Source organism: Streptomyces sp. ISL-11 (assembly GCF_018614525.1).
Taxonomy (GTDB): Bacteria; Actinomycetota; Actinomycetes; order Streptomycetales; family Streptomycetaceae; genus Streptomyces.
The window spans coordinates 1-15,619 of the sequence record NZ_JAGGOL010000119.1; the positions used below are offsets into that span (position 1 = coordinate 1).

Annotated in this window: 19 protein-coding genes and 1 pseudogene; 15 read left to right on the forward strand and 5 right to left on the reverse strand. The window is 70.8% G+C overall.

The features are described from left to right. Positions 1 to 165: 165 nt before the first annotated feature. Positions 166 to 309: a hypothetical protein gene (locus tag J7E86_RS22705; protein ID WP_215083608.1), complete on the forward strand. Its 144-nt coding sequence runs from the start codon at positions 166 to 168 to the stop codon at positions 307 to 309. Positions 310 to 394: 85 nt separating this feature from the next. On the opposite strand, the gene J7E86_RS22710 is transcribed toward J7E86_RS22705, so the two are convergent. After that, on the reverse strand, positions 395 to 1,348 hold the full coding sequence (locus J7E86_RS22710; RefSeq protein ID WP_215083610.1) for a phosphotransferase: 954 nt from the start codon (positions 1,346 to 1,348) through the stop codon (positions 395 to 397). 224 nt (positions 1,349 to 1,572) lie between these two features. On the opposite strand from J7E86_RS22710, the gene J7E86_RS22715 reads away from it, so the two are divergent. The 4 genes from J7E86_RS22715 to J7E86_RS31275 all read left to right on the forward strand — a co-directional run bounded on the left by J7E86_RS22715 (position 1,573) and on the right by J7E86_RS31275 (position 3,747). Beyond that, the gene (locus J7E86_RS22715) at positions 1,573 to 1,725 is read left to right on the forward strand and encodes a hypothetical protein (RefSeq protein ID WP_215083612.1); all 153 of its coding nucleotides are present in this window, start codon (positions 1,573 to 1,575) and stop codon (positions 1,723 to 1,725) included. Between the two features lie 948 nt (positions 1,726 to 2,673). Continuing rightward, on the forward strand, positions 2,674 to 3,063 hold the full coding sequence (locus tag J7E86_RS22720) for a nuclear transport factor 2 family protein (RefSeq protein WP_215083614.1): 390 nt from the start codon (positions 2,674 to 2,676) through the stop codon (positions 3,061 to 3,063). A gap of 3 nt (positions 3,064 to 3,066) precedes the next feature. Next, positions 3,067 to 3,282, forward strand: a complete 216-nt coding sequence (locus J7E86_RS31270) for a transposase (protein ID WP_308312683.1) — start codon at positions 3,067 to 3,069, stop codon at positions 3,280 to 3,282. 249 nt (positions 3,283 to 3,531) lie between these two features. Continuing rightward, a complete protein-coding gene (locus J7E86_RS31275) occupies positions 3,532 to 3,747 on the forward strand; it encodes a hypothetical protein (protein ID WP_251019528.1) in 216 nt (71 codons plus the stop codon). 9 nt (positions 3,748 to 3,756) lie between these two features. On the opposite strand, the gene J7E86_RS22730 is transcribed toward J7E86_RS31275, so the two are convergent. After that, positions 3,757 to 4,221 (reverse strand): GNAT family N-acetyltransferase, encoded by a 465-nt coding sequence (locus J7E86_RS22730; RefSeq protein ID WP_308312684.1) that lies wholly within the window; start codon positions 4,219 to 4,221, stop codon positions 3,757 to 3,759. A 256-nt stretch (positions 4,222 to 4,477) separates the two neighbouring features. Between J7E86_RS22730 and J7E86_RS22735 the strand changes: the two genes are divergently transcribed. From J7E86_RS22735 to J7E86_RS22770, 8 genes and pseudogenes are all read left to right on the forward strand, one after another. After that, positions 4,478 to 4,645 (forward strand): hypothetical protein, encoded by a 168-nt coding sequence (locus J7E86_RS22735; protein ID WP_215083616.1) that lies wholly within the window; start codon positions 4,478 to 4,480, stop codon positions 4,643 to 4,645. A gap of 4 nt (positions 4,646 to 4,649) precedes the next feature. Further along, positions 4,650 to 5,448, forward strand: a pseudogene (locus tag J7E86_RS22740) (hypothetical protein). A 140-nt stretch (positions 5,449 to 5,588) separates the two neighbouring features. Continuing rightward, positions 5,589 to 5,744 carry a DUF6131 family protein gene (locus J7E86_RS22745; RefSeq protein WP_308312686.1) on the forward strand — a complete coding sequence of 52 codons (156 nt, stop codon included), beginning with the start codon at positions 5,589 to 5,591 and terminating at the stop codon, positions 5,742 to 5,744. 163 nt (positions 5,745 to 5,907) lie between these two features. Continuing rightward, a complete protein-coding gene (locus J7E86_RS22750) occupies positions 5,908 to 6,462 on the forward strand; it encodes a hypothetical protein (RefSeq protein ID WP_215083618.1) in 555 nt (184 codons plus the stop codon). Positions 6,463 to 6,535: 73 nt separating this feature from the next. Then, entirely contained in the window at positions 6,536 to 7,063 is a 528-nt protein-coding gene (locus tag J7E86_RS22755; RefSeq protein WP_251019530.1) for a hypothetical protein, read from the forward strand. A 259-nt stretch (positions 7,064 to 7,322) separates the two neighbouring features. Then, positions 7,323 to 10,082, forward strand: a complete 2,760-nt coding sequence (locus J7E86_RS22760) for a discoidin domain-containing protein (RefSeq protein WP_215083620.1) — start codon at positions 7,323 to 7,325, stop codon at positions 10,080 to 10,082. Positions 10,083 to 10,251: 169 nt separating this feature from the next. Next, entirely contained in the window at positions 10,252 to 10,971 is a 720-nt protein-coding gene (locus J7E86_RS22765; protein ID WP_251019531.1) for a hypothetical protein, read from the forward strand. Continuing rightward, positions 10,961 to 11,635, forward strand: coding sequence for a Fic family protein (locus J7E86_RS22770; RefSeq protein WP_308312685.1), 675 nt, complete (start codon positions 10,961 to 10,963; stop codon positions 11,633 to 11,635). Before J7E86_RS22765 ends, J7E86_RS22770 begins: the two co-directional genes overlap by 11 nt. A gap of 119 nt (positions 11,636 to 11,754) precedes the next feature. On the opposite strand, the gene J7E86_RS22775 is transcribed toward J7E86_RS22770, so the two are convergent. Next, positions 11,755 to 12,372 (reverse strand): TetR-like C-terminal domain-containing protein, encoded by a 618-nt coding sequence (locus tag J7E86_RS22775; protein WP_215083624.1) that lies wholly within the window; start codon positions 12,370 to 12,372, stop codon positions 11,755 to 11,757. A 67-nt stretch (positions 12,373 to 12,439) separates the two neighbouring features. Here J7E86_RS22775 and J7E86_RS22780 point away from each other — a divergent pair, with 67 nt between their 5' ends. Continuing rightward, positions 12,440 to 13,774, forward strand: coding sequence for an alpha/beta fold hydrolase (locus J7E86_RS22780; protein WP_215083626.1), 1,335 nt, complete (start codon positions 12,440 to 12,442; stop codon positions 13,772 to 13,774). 40 nt (positions 13,775 to 13,814) lie between these two features. Here J7E86_RS22780 and J7E86_RS22785 read toward each other — a convergent pair whose 3' ends face one another. Beyond that, on the reverse strand, positions 13,815 to 14,399 hold the full coding sequence (locus J7E86_RS22785) for a DUF2867 domain-containing protein (RefSeq protein ID WP_215083628.1): 585 nt from the start codon (positions 14,397 to 14,399) through the stop codon (positions 13,815 to 13,817). 42 nt (positions 14,400 to 14,441) lie between these two features. On the opposite strand from J7E86_RS22785, the gene J7E86_RS22790 reads away from it, so the two are divergent. Continuing rightward, a complete protein-coding gene (locus J7E86_RS22790; protein WP_374223847.1) occupies positions 14,442 to 14,744 on the forward strand; it encodes a hypothetical protein in 303 nt (100 codons plus the stop codon). 48 nt (positions 14,745 to 14,792) lie between these two features. On the opposite strand, the gene J7E86_RS22795 is transcribed toward J7E86_RS22790, so the two are convergent. After that, positions 14,793 to 15,554 (reverse strand): DapH/DapD/GlmU-related protein, encoded by a 762-nt coding sequence (locus tag J7E86_RS22795; RefSeq protein ID WP_215083630.1) that lies wholly within the window; start codon positions 15,552 to 15,554, stop codon positions 14,793 to 14,795. Positions 15,555 to 15,619: the final 65 nt, after the last annotated feature.

Genomic DNA, 15,619 nt, shown 5'->3' on the forward strand with positions numbered 1-15,619 from the left:
CGGCTGGCCGGGCTGGCGGCCGCCTGTGATCAGTGCTGGTCCTCGCCTCCGGCACAACGTCGTCCGTAGCCGCGGTGGGACCGTGATGCGGAGGCTAATCAACGAGTGAGTACTGCACGAGGTAGTGACGGTCCGTCCGCCCGCGCAGCACGGAACACCGCCATGATGGACGCCCTGGTAGACCTGCCGCCCATGGTCATCGCCGACCTGCTCGGCATCCACCCCAAGACAGCCGAACGCTGGGCCACCCTCGCCGGCGGAAAATGGTCCGAATATTTGGCAGCGCGACGGGGCACCCCGCAGGGCTAGGCAATGTGCCCGGCGGATTGCCGCGTCTCAGCCGATCTGAGGCACAGGACGCCTTGACAACCTCCGCGTCCCGGCCCGCCTTGACTCAGCCCGGCGCGTCCATCAGTGCGGTGACATAGGCATCCAGCCGCTCCTCCACAGCTCGCATCGTCAGCTCTGTCCTCCCTGCCCCTCGCCATGTCCGCGCCACCACCTGCACTTCTTCTGAGGATGCCAGCCCGTCCCGGACCAGCCAGTACAGCCGCTCGCTCGCGTCCGCAGCCAGCACCCCGCCGGCCTCCTCATACGCCTCGGGGAACCGTAGACCCCACGCCGGGCCGTGTAGCAGCGCGAGATTGACGGAGCAGTGCGCCACATCGAGATCCGCCGGGCCCCAGGAGGTCGCCGCCCAGTCGACGACCCCCGTGATCCGGGCATCTGCTGGCCTTGAAGGCGGCACGTCGAACAGTACGTTGCCCGGCTGGAAGTCCCGGTGCAGGAACCGCCCTTCATAGGGCGGCGGGGGCCTACGGATGACGTCGATGGCGGCGGCCCAAGCCGCCGCGTCGGCGCCCTTCGGCACCACGACCGTGTCGGCGGTCGTCAACGTCACATATTCCCGGGGCCGCTCGGCGGGTCGCAACGCGTGGATCGCCACGAGCTGACGGGCCAACAGGGGGACGCGCCTCTCCAATCCATCGTCATCGAGGACCGTCCGTCCCGCCAGATGTGTCATGAGGAGCGACGGATACTCGCAATGCGCGGCGGTCGGATCAACCGCGACCAGTCCAGGAGCTGGCACGCCGGTCCCCGGGAGCAAGGACAGGGCACAAGCCTCCCGGTCCAACCAGTCCTCGGCGTGTTCCACGTTGACGAAGGTCCGCAGCACCAAGTCACGGGTGCCCCCGCTTCGCGTGCCGATAGTCAGCTTCCGCATCTCGGCAGAGAGGCCGCCGTGCAGCGCCTCGGTTCTGACAATTCGTTCACCGACCTTCAGGTGCCGGCTCACCCAAGCCAGGGTCAACGGTCGGACAGTCGCCGCCTCATCGTGGTTGGTCACCGTGCCACCTCATCATCCGGCCAGCTATCCGCACGAACTTTTTCTGCGGCACCCCGGCGGCAGGCGGCTCCCCTCCCTCATCGCCAGCGAGACGAGGCACCCGTTGCGACAAGAGCCTTACACCTTGTCACCGCTGACGTGATCAGGCCGGGTGCGGAGCTGCTCGCCCTGCGGGCGAATACTGCAACTCTCGAATACCGACACTCCACCAGTGGGTGCGCGTCATGATCGAGGCGGTGGTCGGCGCGGTGACCGGGGCGCCCGGCTCACCCGGCGGCGTGCTGCTCGGACGGTACGACGCCGCCGGGCGCCTGGAGTACGTCGGCCGCAGCACCTCCCTGGGCCGGAGGCGGCTCGCGGCCTGGGGCGGCGGCTGACCGCGCCCTGCGAGGCACACCCGTGGGAGGGCTGGACGTTCTCGGCCGGGTGGGGCAGCCGCGAGACGCTCAATGTCGTGCTGGTGCAGCCGCAGGTGGTGGTGGAGGTCTCGGGAGACGTCGCCCGGGACGGCGCCGGGCGGCGGCGGCACCCGGTACGGGTGCACCGGTCAACAACGTGCGGAACAACGGATCCCACCTGCTCACCCCTCCCCCAGTTCACCTCGGCACCTGAGGTTCTGGTCAGCCCCGTCCCGAACCCACCGCCACTTGGTGCCCCTTCGCGTTCCCGGCGCGCGGCGGGCGGATCAGCCGGATTGAGCTACCGGTGACCGCCGAGAGGCGGCACCGGGAGCGGCAGGTGGCCGCCACTGATCTCCGCCAGGCCGTCGACATACTCGTACACCTCTGGTGCACTCGAGCCCCCGAGCGAGTCCAGCAAGAGCCGGATGAACTGGCCCTCGTACACCGCCCTGCGCTCGCCGCCCGCCAGGTGGACGGCGCTGTGGTCGGCTGGCCGTCGTCGTGGGGAGCGGGCGTCAGCATCCCCTCAGCATGCCCGCCGATCGCCGGAGGCAACAGGGGAGCCTGAACCGTGGTGCCTCTGCGCGGCTACTTCCTCCGCATCCGCGTCGGCTTCTGTGAAGCAGGTCGCGAGTGTCCTGATGGCCGGGGTCCCCAAGCCCCTGCCGGGCACCCGCTTAGCGCCGCTCCCCGTAGCAGCTAGTGCCGTGGCAACGTTTGCCCCGTCGACGACGGCGTGTAGGCGCCGGTCTCGACAGGGCGGTTTCGCCAGATGATGTAGCGCCGGATCACGCTGCCGTGCGGCTGGCGTGGTCGGTGCTGTCGAGGGTGAAGTAGCGCTGACTCGCGGCTCGCGCTCTGCGGCACCAGCATGGAAAGGGAGAAGGCGGACCCGACCCGCTTCGGGAGGACGGGAGAGTGTCGATGGTCACCGATAACCGGAAACTGATCGAGGGAGCGTACGACGCCTTCGGGGCCGGCGACATCCCCGCGGTGCTTCAGGCCTTCGCCGAGGAGATCACCTGGCACGTTCCGGGACGTAGCCCGCTCTCCGGCGACTACCGAGGGCACCAGGAACTCGTCGGATTCTTCGGGCGGGTCATGGAGCTGTCCGGGGGCTCGTTTCGCATCCAGATCGACGACATGCTCACGGACGAATCGCGGGTCGTGGTCCTGTGCACGGTCAGCGCGGACCGCAACGGTCGGGCCTGGTCCTCGCCGGAAGTGCACGTCTGGGAGATCGCCGACGGCAAGGCCGTCGTGTTCCGCGAGTTCCAGGGGGATCAGCAGGCAGAGGACGAGTTCTGGTCGTGACCAGTGGTAGACCAGTGGGCTCGGCGGCAGCTGATCGACGGCATACGGTGGCGGACCCGGACCGGTGCGCCGTGGCGGGACGTACCCGAGCGGTACGGGCCCTGGGACCGGGTCTACGAGCTGTTCCGGCGCTGGCAGCGGAATGGAACCTGGAATCGAAATCCTGGAGCAGTTGCAGGCCGAGGCCGACGCGAAGGGTCTGATCACCTGGGGCGTTAGCGTCGACTCCACGATTGCCCGGGCTCATCAGCACGCCGCTGGCGCGCGTAGAAGAGGGACCTGCAGAGAGAGCCTCCGGGTGGAGTCTTCACCGAGCCCGATGACCACGGCCTCGGCCGGTCGCGCGGCGGGCCGGCCACCAAGCTGCACCTGGCGGTCGGGCAGGGGCAGAAGCCGCTGTCGCTGGTTGTCACCGCAGGGCAGCGTGGTGACTCACTGCAGTTCGAAACCGTCCTCGAGGCCATCCGTGTGCCCCGCCTTGGCCCGGGCCGGCCGCGCAAGAAGCTCGGCTCCCGCGGTGGCCGCCCGTCGAAGTTCGACAAGGCGGACTACCGCGAGCGCCACGCCGTTGAGGGCGGGATCGACCGACTCAAACGACACCGGGCCGTGGCGACGCGGTACGACGAACTCGCCGTCCGCTATGAGGCGACCGTGCTGGTCGCTGCCATCAACGAGTGGTGGTGACCAGCCGGGCTACGGCAGGCTGCAGGACGCTCGCTCGATCAGCGACTTGAACATGTGCACATCCGTGTGCCCGCCAGGGATGCCTGGGGTCCGGCCGGTCTCGACGTAGCCGTGGCGCTGATAGAAGCCAGGCGCTTGGAAGGAAAAGGAGGAGACGACCACCCGGTCACAGCCGCGTCGCTGGGCTTCCTCCTCGGCAGCACGCAAAATTCTGCTGCCCCAGCCGTCCTTCCGGCTGTCCTCGCGCACCCAAAGCAACTCGATGCCGCAAAGACCGCCCCAGGTCCATGCGGCCAACCCGCCGACCAGTTCACCTGCTTGGTCGGCGACCTTGACCGAGAACATGTCGCGATCGGATGCACCTGTCGCGGCCGTGTTGAAGGCGACCAGTTCCTCGGTCAGTCGTTCATTGAGCTCGGCGTCACGTTCACCAGTGGTCAAGGTCGGGCCAGAGATGTGGTCGTCGGTCGTCACGGCGCGGAGTATGCCAGGCAAGCCGGCCCCACAGCACTCGATTACTGCGACCTTGGTCCACTTCACAACAGGCCCTAGTACTGCAGCGGTCTTTGCTGTGACGGTTGTGTAGGTGTGTCGTTGGTGGGGTTGTGGGTGGGGGACTTGTTGACGTGTGGTCGTGGGCTGGTGAGCTGAAGGCTTTGCACGAGCGGATTGTGCACCGTTTCAGCAGGTCGGAGCCGCGGAGTCGTCTCTGGCCTAAATGCAGGGGCTGATGACGCAGGTCGAGAGCGGTGTCGCCGTCGGTGGCCTGGCGAAGAGCGTCGAGGCGACCCTCGTCGAGCCCAATCACTTCACCAAGGCGTGCAAGCAAGGCCGGCGCCCAGTCCAGGTCCAGCACATCCGGTGCCGGCGGATCCCAGTGAGGATCACCGTCCGGTGACGCGCTGGCTGACTGGCGGCAGGCGGCAGGCGGCGGGATACTCCGCCGAGATGCGGGCGAGCTGCTGGGTCACCGTCGCCTGTCCGCCCTGACCGTGGTCGTGGTCTCGCAGCTGCTGGCGGTGGGCGCGCTGGGCGCGATCGTGGTCACCACCGGTGACTGGCCCGAGGCCGGCCCCCAGCTCCGGTACGCGGTGGCGGCCGGCGTGGTGGGCCCGGCGGCGATGCTCGCCTTCTGCAAGATGCTCGCCTTCTACTCGTCCTCGGCAAGTGTCCCGGGATCCCGCAGCTCGCGGGCATCGCGGTGGCCGTCGCCGGCGTCGTCCTCGCCGGCGGCCCGATCCTGGGCGGCGCACCCGTACAACGCCAGACCCTGATGCTCACGCTCGTCGCCGCCTTCGGCTTCGGCTCCGTGATGGCCCTGATCGCCGAGGCCTCGCACAACCTGACCGGGCTGTTCCTGGTCCTGTTCGTCCAGCGCGTGTGCAACGTCGCGGTGGGCGGCGGCGCGCTCTACGCCTCCGCCCGGCGCGGCGGTCCCGTCCTCCCCGAGGGCGGCTGGGCCGGCATCCGCTCGGTGCTTCCCGCGCCCGCCTTCGTCGGACTGGCCGACGTGGCCGCCAACGGCACGCACAGCATCGCCGCCCGCACCGGCCCGGTGACCGTCGCGGCCGTACTCGCCTCGCTCCACTCGTCGTCACCGCGCTCGCCGCCCGCGGCGATCTCAGCGAACGCCTGCGCACGATCCAGGCGGCGGGCGCGGGCCTGGCCCTCGTCGGCACCGTCCTGCCGGCGACGGGCTGACGCCCGGGGACCGCCGGCGGGCGCGAGGGCTCGGGGGCACTGAGCCGTCACCGGGCTTCACCGGCTGACGCTTGCCGGTGGGGCTGGTGAGGAGGACGATGGGGAAGGGGCGAAAATACGTGCGTGATCGGAGGAAGACCGTGATCGTCCTCGGAGTAGTACTGCTGATCTTGGGCTTCGTGACCGGAATCTCCCTGCTGTGGACCATCGGCATCGTCCTGATCGTCGTCGGGGCGGTCCTGTTCCTGCTGGGCAGTGTCGGCCACGCGATCGGCGGGCGGCGGCATTACTGGTAGCAGCAGCTCCCCCTGTGCCGCGTCCACCGGGCGCCGGTCCGTGAGCCTCCGCGCCCACTTCGGGCGAGCGGTGGGAACGCGGGCGCAGCGCGGCGGCCTCCGGCCGGCGCGGTAGCGGGAGCCGCCCTGCTCGGGGCTCACCCGGCTACGAGCGGAGGACGCCATGTCCCTCATCACCATCATCATCATCGCCGCTCTGCTGGTGCTGCTCGTGTGCACGGTGACGGCGTGGACGCTCACCGCGCGCCGCCGGAAGCTGCGGGAGCGCTTCGGGCCGGAGTACGAGCGGACCGTGGAGGCCGAGGACAGCCGCCGGGCGGGCGAGCGCGAGCTGCGCGAGCGCCAGGAACGCCACGACGCGCTGGACATCAAACCGCTGCCGGCACCCGTCCGCGACCGCTATGCCGAGGACTGGTCCCGGGTGCAGGAGCGGTTCGTCGACCGGCCCGACGACGCGGTCCATGAGGCGGACCGGCTCGTGACCACGCTCATGGGCGAGCGCGGGTACCCGACCGAGGGCTACGAGCAGCAGCTGAAGGACCTGTCGGTCGAGCACGGGCGCACCCTTGAGCACTACCGGGCCGCCCACGAGGTCAACGACCGCAGCAGCCACCATCAGGCGACCACGGAGGAGTTGCGGGGCGCGATGGTGCACTACCGCGCGCTGTTCGAGGAACTGCTCCACGACGGCGACCGGCCGAGCGGGAGCCGGGCGTAAGAGTTCGGCCGGCGGCCGCGGGCGGTGAGCCGGCCCCGCCGGTGCGCGGGCGCACCACATGCGGGCGCACCACATGACGGACGGAAGTGACGAGGAAATGCGCAACCACGGCACACCCCAGGACGACGAGAGCGTTCTCTCCACGGAGGACCTGGCCGGTGCCCGGCAGGGCACCGGGGACACCGCAGACGAGGGAGCGGGGCCGGCCGGCGCACCGCCGCAGTTCCCCGGAGAGGCCACCGCCCTCGACCGGGAGGGCCCGGAGGACCGGGAGGAAGGCGGCGAGGCATCCGCCGGTGAGGGCCGGGAACCGGAGCCGGCCGAGGAGAAGGAGAACGAGCCCCTGCTCGGGGAGGAACAGGAGGAATTCCGCGCCAGGTGGCAGAAGATCCAGAGCGACTTCGTCGACGACCCCCGGGACGCCGTCAACGCGGCCGACCAGCTCGTCGCCGAGACCATGCAGGCGCTGGCCACGACCTTCTCCGAGCACAAACGAGGGCTCGAAGATCAGTGGCAGCAAGGCGAGGAGGTGGCGACCGAGGATCTGCGCGTCGCCCTCCAGCGTTACCGCTCCTTCTTCAACCGCTTGCTCAGTACCTGAACCACCCGAAACCCCTTGCTGGACACCTGAGCGGCCATCCGCCGCCGCGCGGGTCATAGGGACGTCATGGGGGACCCATCGGCCACCTGCTCCTGTCCTGACGCCCCGCAACGGCGCCAGCCCATGGGTCGCGGTGCGGCTCGGCGGCCCGTACCGTCGTCACTTCGAGAGTCTTACGGACAACCGCGACTGTTGACGTTATCCATTCACCAATTTAAAGTCGCGGGACTCTTGGAGGAGCTCAAGACGACGGAGAACAATGACGTACTCTCCCGGTGCGCGGCCGCGTCCCGCCCGCCTGCCCGCACTGCTGCTCGCAGGCGTGCTCGTTGCCTCGGTACCACCCGCGGCCGCCGCCCAAGCACCACAACCCCCCACCGCCGACCGTCCCCCCGTCTCCGCCTCCCCGACCGGAAGTTGCCGGACGGGCGAGGGCTGGACACTCGACACCACCCGCTTCAGCACCGAAGACACCCACCACGCCTACGTCGGCAATGGCTACCTGGGGCAACGCGTGCCGCCCAACGGCGCCGGCTACACCGGCAGCGACGCCAAGACCGGCTGGCCGCTCTTCACCCCGAGCTACGACGGCTCGTTCGTCTCCGGGCTCTACGCGCACAACAAGCAGACCGCCGCGGACCGGCAGGCCGTAGCGGCCGTGCCCACCTGGACCACGCTCACCGTCGGCACGGGCGGCGAACACAGCGATACGTTCAACTCTTTGACGAAAGCGGGCCGCATATCCGGCTATCGCCAGGCTCTCTTCCTGCACTGCGGCATCGTCCGGACATCCCTGACCTGGACCGCCGACGACGGACGGAAGACCGACCTGGTCTACGAGGTACTGGCCGACCGCAACGATCCGCACGTGGGCGCGGTACGGCTGAGCATGACGCCGCGCTGGAGCGGTGAGGCCACCGTCACCGACCAGCTCGACGGAAGCGGCGCCCGGCGCATCCGGCAGACCGGCGGTGGCGACCGCACCGGTGGGACCGTCCGGGACGGCGGGACCATGGACGTGGCCTTCCGCACCGACGGCACGGACACGGACGGTGCTGTCGCCTCCACCCTGCGGGCCGGGCACGGCGTGCGGACGTCCGAAACGCGGCGCGCGGACGCCGCCAAGGACTTGAGCGCGCGGCAGACCCTCGCCTTCCCCGTCCGCAAGGGTCACGCGTACGAAATCACCAAGTACGTGGGTGTCGATACCGCGCTGACCTCGCGGTCGCCCCGCCAGGACGCCACCGCCGCTTCCCAGCGCGCCGCCCGGCGCGGATGGGAGGGGCTGCTGCGCGCCCACGCCGCCGCCTGGGCCCGGCTGTGGCGCGCCGACATCGAGGTGCCGGGGCAGCGCGAACTGCAGGCATGGGCGCGCTCCGCGCAGTACGGGTTGCTGTCCAGCACCCGGAAGGACACTGCCAACAGCATCGCCCCGGCCGGGCTGACCAGCGACAACTACGCGGGCCTCGTGTTCTGGGACGCCGAGACGTGGATGTACCCGGCCCTGCTGTCCACCGCACCCGAACTCGCCAAGACGGTCGTCGAGTACCGCTACCGGACCCTCCCGGGAGCCCGCGAGAACGCCCGCAAGCTCGGCTACCAGGGGCTCTTCTACCCTTGGAACAGCGGCAGCAAGGGCGACCTCGCCCAGGAGTGCCACAGTGTGGACCCGCCCCACTGCCGCACCCAGATCCACCTTCAGTCGGACATCTCTCTCGCCACCTGGCAGTACTACCTCGCGACCGGCGACACCGACTGGCTGCGCGAGCGCGGCTGGCCGGTGCTGAAGGGCATAGCCGAGTTCTGGGCCGGGAGGGTCGACCGCAACGCGGACGGCAGCTACTCCATCAAGGACACCGCCGGCCCCGACGAGTACAGCAACGGCGTCGACGACGCGGTCTTCACCAACGCCGGCGCCGTCACCGCACTGCGCCACGCCACCCGTGCCGCGGGGCTGCTCGGCGAGCGCGCCCCGAAGGAGTGGACGGCGATCGCCGACCGGATCAGGATCCCGTACGACGCGCAGCGCAAGGTCTTCCAGCAGTACGACGGTTACCAGGGCAGCAAGATCAAACAGGCCGACACGGTGCTGCTGATGTACCCCTTGGAGTGGCCCATGCCGGAGGGCGCCGCGGCCGGCACCCTCGACTACTACGCCCAGCGGACCGACCCCGACGGCCCCGCCATGACGGACTCGGTCCACGCCATCGCCGCCGCCGGGACAGGCGAGCCGGGCTGCTCGACGTACACCTATCTGCAACGCTCCATCAGGCCCTTCGTCCGCGGTCCCTTCGCCCAGTTCTCGGAGGCACGCGGCGCCAAGGCGGGTGCCGAGGACCCGCTGGCCGGCTCCCCCGCCCTTGACTTCCTCACCGGCAAGGGCGGCTTCCTGCAGATCTTCGCCAACGGTCTGGCCGGCATGCGGATGCGTGAGGACCGGCTCCACCTCGACCCGATGCTGCCCCCGCAGCTCAGCCGCGGCCTCACCCTGCGAGGGCTACGGTGGCAGGGCCGCACGTACGACATCGAGCTCGGCGCTCACGACACCACGGTGCGGCTCACCGACGGGGCGCCCATGATCCTCGACACCCCTCAGGGCGAACAGGTCGTCACCAAGGGCGCCCCGGCCGTTCTCAAGACGCGCCGCCCCGACCTCACCCCCACCGGCAACCTCGCCCGCTGCACCACCGCCACCGCTTCCTCCGAGGAACCCGGCATGTACGCGGACGCCGCTGTCGACGGCAACCCGGCCACGGCCTGGGTCCCGGACGGGGCGAACGGCGAACTGACCACCGACCTCGGCAAGACCGTACGCGTCACCAAGGCCACCCCGGCCTGGAGCGGCCCGGCACCGGCCTCGTACGACGTCCAGCTCTCGCTCGACGGCCGGCAGTGGCACGACGCCGCTGCCGGTGCGGGCAGCGCAGGGCCGGTGTCCGCGCGGTACGTGCGGGTGGTGATACACGGCGATGCCACCGCCAAGTCCCGCGCGGGCATCGCCGAGCTGACGGTCTCGTAGGGCCGACAGGGACAGAATCTGCCAAGCTTCCCGCCCGCCGTCGGCGGCGGGCGGGAAAGCGGGGGCCGGGGGCGCCGCGATGCGTTATGCCAAGGGCGGGCGCGTCGCGGCGTCACGGGTCCTGCGCCGCGTGAACACACATTTGGGATAATTGGTTTTGTAGGGATAATTGGCTGGTCAGCTGTCCAACGCGTCGTTCCAGGGGCACACCACGTCCATCAATTTTGAGCTCATAGCCAGTTCGCTGCCGTGGTCCGCTGCCGACCCGGGCCGCAACGCATTCGCATGGGACGACGAGGAGGAGGCGCGACTCACCGCGCTGATCGCCTCGATGACTCCCGCTGTCGACGCGGATCAGGAGGAGAAGTTCCGCTTCACCCACGAGGTCACCGCGCTCTTGGCCTCCCGCTACGGCCGATGGGCTTGCGGCTGGGACTGGGTGATCTACCACAACGGCCCCATAGCCGGCTGGTCCGGCACGTATTCGGTGCAGGATCCGGAGACGACCGCTGCGCGGGTCGTGGCCTGCCTGCTGGAGTGGCGTGACTGGCTGGAGGAACTGGCCGAGCGCTTCGAGCGGCTCGGCCCACCGCCCGGCGCGGACGCCGAGGACCGCAGCTGGCACCTGGAGCGGGCGGCGACCCGCCTGGTGACGGTGGTCGTGGACCGCACCAGCGCCGAGTCGGGCTGGCACCAGCTCTGCCGCTTGGTGCTGACGTGGTTCCTGTCCTCCGCCGGCCTGGGACCACAGGAGGCGCGGCACGCCGTGGATGCGGCGATCGGCGGGCGCTTCAGGAGCTGGTCGGCGCCTGCCCGGACCGTGGTCGACGCCGTGGGAGAGGACCTGGCGGTCCGTACGACCGGCCGGCGCGCCTACCGTGACTGGTGATGCGCTGGCGGTCTGGTGCCATGTCAGGCAACAGGTCGACTGGGTATCGGCGGTCACCGCGACCCCGGCCCCCGTCCAGCCCGCCGTCGACGGACTCACCGCGTGGTTCGACGGCCCGATCCGGCGCCGGGACCCGGAACGGGCCGACCGGCTGCTCGCCGCCACAGCGGTGACTCGCGCCGCCGCCGCCCGAAAAGAACGGCTCACCCCGGCCATGCTCGACGACTGGCAGCGGGTGGTCCTCGACGTGCCCCGCGCGCACGTCCGGCAAGGCGATGCCTTCGCCAAGGGCGGTCGGGAGCGCTACGGGCTGACGCCACGCACCTGGTACGACTTCGCTGCCTGCCTGCGTCAGAGCGACGACCCGGCGGTTCCCCTCGCTTCCCGGGCAGCCAGGGCCTACCTGGACATCGCTTTCTTCCACCCTTACCCGGACGGCAACGCCCGCCTGGCACTGCTGGCCCTCGCCCACGTCCTGGAGCTGGAGGACGTGCGGCTGGACCAGGTAGGTCCGCTGCAGATCGCTCGCTACGCGGACGACCCTGTCGGCGCCGCGGACCTCGCCGTCCTGGTCGCCGTCCTGATCCGCGCCGCGCACCGCCGGGCAGCCGCAAGCCCCGCATTGACCGAGCCGCCGGTGTCAGCTCCCGGCAGCCAGGGCTGACCGACCAGGACTCGACCGGCGGCCATCGCCGGCCGGCGGACGGTTGCGTACGCGGAGACCCCGCTCGCGATGGCCCGCCACGTCCGGACGGAACCGAGGCGTGGCGGGCCGGACCACCATTACGGAGCGGGCTCCGCGTGTCGAAGGCTCTGGAACACCTCGGGAGTCGTCCAGCCGCGCAGCGTCGCGTGGATCGTCGATCGGAAGGTGGCCTCGGCCGTGGCGGCGTCGAGGGCTCCGGCCAGTTCGAGAGTCACGAGCCCGTGCAGGGTCACCCAGATCGAGAGGGCGATGAACGTCGCTTCGCCGGCGAGGACGGACTCCGCCAAGGCGCGATCGATCGCCGCGAGGAGTGGCCGGATGGGGTCAGTGGTGCCGACCGCGCCCGACGGGTCGAAGGATTGCACACCACCGAACAACACCGTGTAGAGGTGGCGGTGTTCGCGTCCCCATCGACGGTACGCGGCGGCCAGTGCGTAGAGGTCGGCAAGGGGGTCCGCGGAGGTCGGCACGGCCGACACCTCCTGGAACAGGCCGGCGACGGCTCTGTTGCGCACCTCGCCGATCAGCCCGTCCTTGCCGCCGCACAAGGAGTACACCGCCGTCGTCGACGTCCCGGCGGCAGCGGCCAGGGCCCGGACGGTGAGCGACTCCCGCGGACGGGTGGCGAGCATCTCCGTCGCGCACGCCACGAGTCGCTCTTTGACGGTCTCGTCGTTCGTTCTCGGCCTACCCACGGCGACCAGCTTACCTTCTCTGATAACGTCGTTTTGAAACAGCGTTCTGAAACGGCTGGAGACCCTCATGCCCCCGTCCCTGATACGTCCTGTCCGCCTGGCCGGTCGCCTGCTGCTGGCCCTGGCCGCCATCGCGGGGCTGGTCGTCCTCTTCCTGGCGCTCATCGTCCTCACGGACGGGGCGGGCTCGGGGCTCCCCGCGTGGTCGGCGACCCTCGGGATCGCGACCGCCGCCGCACTGTGGTGGGGGCGGCGCCGCACCTGGCCGGCGCGGCTCGTGCCGTTCCTGCCGGTGGTCGTCGCGGCGGCGTTGACGGCGTCGGTGTGCGTCCCGACCGCGCCCACGGCACGGCGCTATCCGCCCGACCTGCCTTTCGTGGCCACGCAGCACTGGAGCCTGGCCACCGGCAGCCGGGTCGCGGTGTACCACTACCCGCCCGCGAACGCCGGCACCCGACACCCCGTTCCGTTCGTGTACCTCAACGGCGGACCGGTTCGCGGCATCTCGGTGCTCGACCACCGGTTCCTGCAGCTCCTGGCACGACAGGGCTACGACGTCTACGCCTATGAGCAGGCCGGCGGGGGACGGAGCGACCTGCTTCCCATGGGCCAGTACACGATTTCCAGGTCGGTCCGCGACCTCGGCGCCTTCGTCGATCGCCTGGGCAAGGGCAGGGTCGACATCCTCGGATTCTCCGCGGGCGGGGGCGTGCTCACGCGAGCCCTGGCCGACCCGCGCGTCGCGGCGCGCCTGCACCGGGCGATCATCGCCGAGCCCGGCCCGATGGACGGCCCCACCGCGCACATCACCGGACACAAGGGCCGGGAGTCCGCGCGCGGCCTCGCGCCGGCCATGACCGGCCCGCGGTCGACGCGCATCCCCCGGTACGCCACCGCATTCGGCCTCATGCGACTCGGGCTCCTCACCCCCGACACCGGGCTGATCGGACAGGCCGAAGGCGACAACGCGTTCACCGCCGCCGATCTCGGCAGCGACACCGCATCCAGTTACTGCGCGCGCGACGCGCACCGCATCCCCGTCGAGGACACGGCACAGAACTTCTCCTTCAGCGCCGCCGCCAGCCTCCACATCCAGCAGACGATCAAGGACTCACCCTCCATCGCCCCGCAGCTGAGGAACTCCCGGACCCCCGCGATGCTGATGATCGCCGAGTGCTCCTCCCAGGTCCGGCAGTGGGCGACCGCCGCCCTTGCCGACGATCCCGCGATCCGGCGCACGCAGTACATGCCCGGCGTCGGACACCACATGTGGAACGGCCTCGACGACAACAACAACCGAGCCGCCGCCGTCGTCACCGCATTCCTTCAGGACAAGCCGGCACCCCTGCCGAACCACCCGACCCGCGGCGAGATCCCCGCCTTCCTGCGCGACCACGAGTGACGACGACACCCCGCCCGGCCCAGCTGCTCGACCGCCACCCTCATGCGCCGTTCTTCGCGGCACTCGCCTGCCACTCGCGTCCGATCGCCCGGAGCATCGCCGGATACACGCCCAGGTACCGGAAGGGCTTGATGCCTGCCATGTAGACGGCACCGAGCAGCCCGTTCGGCTTCACCAGGACGGTCATCCGGCCGTGGTAACCGCCGGCCCCGTCCTGGACCCAGCCGATGTGCAGCACCCCCCGCACGGTCCGGTTGCCCATCTCCGCCGCCCACTCGTCGTGCGTCTGGTAGACGGAGGTGAACACGCCGAAGTCGGGGCCGCGGAGGCCCTCGCGGAGGTCCGCCGACAACCGGTCGCGCAGCGTCGGCACACGGGCGGCGGCGACGCCGGAGTCGGGCTCGTCCCAGCCGAGCAGCGCCCCGAGCCTCCAGCGAACCGCGAAGAGCACGCGCGCCACGGGGGAGAAGGCGGCCGGCCCGTTCGCCATCTGGCGCACCAGTCGCGCCAGGTCGTCGGGACCGCCGGGGGTCGGGAGCGCCCACACGTCCTCGACCCGGAAGTCGCCGGCGATCTCGTGGATCCGCCAGGAGCGGGACGTGTGCGCGGTGATGGGGAGTCTCATGCGCGGGCCCCTGTCTATACGATGCCGTATAGATCAAGGCTAATGGAGCGGCTCTTCGCGATCGCTTCCTCCAGCACCGGACCGGTCACGGGCACCACGGCCGACCTCGCGATCCGCGACTGGGCCCGGCGCGACGAGACCGTCGCGCAGCGGCTCCGGCGCGTCGACAACCGGCGCATGGAGTACCTGCGCTCGCTGTTCGGCGCCTTCTGCCCCGACGACGTCGAGGTCCGCTGCATGCTCGCCTTCTCCCTGCGCATCGGCGACCACTTCGTCGCCGCCGACCACGGCGCACGCAGCCGTGCGGAGGTCATGGAGCTGACCAGGAGATGGCTCCTGAGGTAGCCGCCTGCCGTAGGCGGGAAGGCCCGGTGCTCGCCGCGGGCGTCGTCGTCAGGCGCCCGGCTCTCCCGGCAGGTCGGCGACGGCGAGCAGCTGCTCGTGGGTGACGCCGTCGGGGACCGGCCTCGGCGTCGGCGTCCGCAGCGGCGGCACCCAGCCGGTCGCGGCCTCCCAGCGCCGCACGACCTTGGCCGGCGCGCCGGCGACCACCGCGTGGTCGAGCACCTCGCCGCGTACGACCGCGCCGGCCGCGACGACGACGTTCCGCCCGAGCCGCGCGCCCGGCAGGATCACCGCGCCGGTGCCCAGCCAGCTCCCGGAGCCGATGGTCACGGGAGCGCTGCGCGGCCACTGCCGGCCTATGGGCTGGTCGGGGTCGTCGTAGGAGTGGTTGTCGCTGGTGACGTAGACGTACGGGCCGCAGAAGACGTCGTTGCCGAAGGTCACCGGCGCGGAGGCGACCACATGGCTGCCCCGGCCGAGCACCACGCCGTTGCCCAGGCGCAGCACCGGGTCCGGCCCGAGGTCGAGGTCCGGCATCATCCCGGCGGTGAGGGTGACCTGTTCGCCGATGATGCAGTGCTCGCCGAGCTCGATCCACCGCTCGCCGAAGACCGTGCCCAGCGGGAAGGCGAGCCGGGTGCCGGCACCGATCCGGCCGAAGCGGTACGGGCCGGGGCGGTCGGCGGTCACCGCGCCGGCCCGCTGGATGTACCGCCAGCCGCGGTGGACCGCGCGCGACGCGGCACGACGCCCCCAGGCCGCGAGCGCGGCGGGGGCGTCGGATGAGAACGTGTTCCGGTTCTTCGGCACCCGTTCACGGTACTCAGCGGGATCCGCGCGGGCCGGGGCGAGGACCTGTGATCTTCGCCCCACCC

Excerpts from the sequence above, each read along its gene's own strand:
- J7E86_RS22780 (WP_215083626.1), top strand. The coding sequence starts at position 12,440 with ATGCCCCCGTCCCTGATACGTCCTGTCCGCCTGGCCGGTCGCCTGCTG.
- J7E86_RS22760 (WP_215083620.1), top strand. The coding sequence starts at position 7,323 with ATGACGTACTCTCCCGGTGCGCGGCCGCGTCCCGCCCGCCTGCCCGCA.
- J7E86_RS22720 (WP_215083614.1), top strand. The coding sequence starts at position 2,674 with ATGGTCACCGATAACCGGAAACTGATCGAGGGAGCGTACGACGCCTTC.
- J7E86_RS22735 (WP_215083616.1), top strand. The coding sequence starts at position 4,478 with ATGACGCAGGTCGAGAGCGGTGTCGCCGTCGGTGGCCTGGCGAAGAGC.
- J7E86_RS22790 (WP_374223847.1), top strand. The coding sequence starts at position 14,442 with ATGGAGCGGCTCTTCGCGATCGCTTCCTCCAGCACCGGACCGGTCACG.
- J7E86_RS22785 (WP_215083628.1), bottom strand. The coding sequence starts at position 14,399 with ATGAGACTCCCCATCACCGCGCACACGTCCCGCTCCTGGCGGATCCAC.
- J7E86_RS22750 (WP_215083618.1), top strand. The coding sequence starts at position 5,908 with ATGTCCCTCATCACCATCATCATCATCGCCGCTCTGCTGGTGCTGCTC.
- J7E86_RS22755 (WP_251019530.1), top strand. The coding sequence starts at position 6,536 with ATGACGGACGGAAGTGACGAGGAAATGCGCAACCACGGCACACCCCAG.
- J7E86_RS22715 (WP_215083612.1), top strand. The coding sequence starts at position 1,573 with ATGATCGAGGCGGTGGTCGGCGCGGTGACCGGGGCGCCCGGCTCACCC.
- J7E86_RS22705 (WP_215083608.1), top strand. The coding sequence starts at position 166 with ATGGACGCCCTGGTAGACCTGCCGCCCATGGTCATCGCCGACCTGCTC.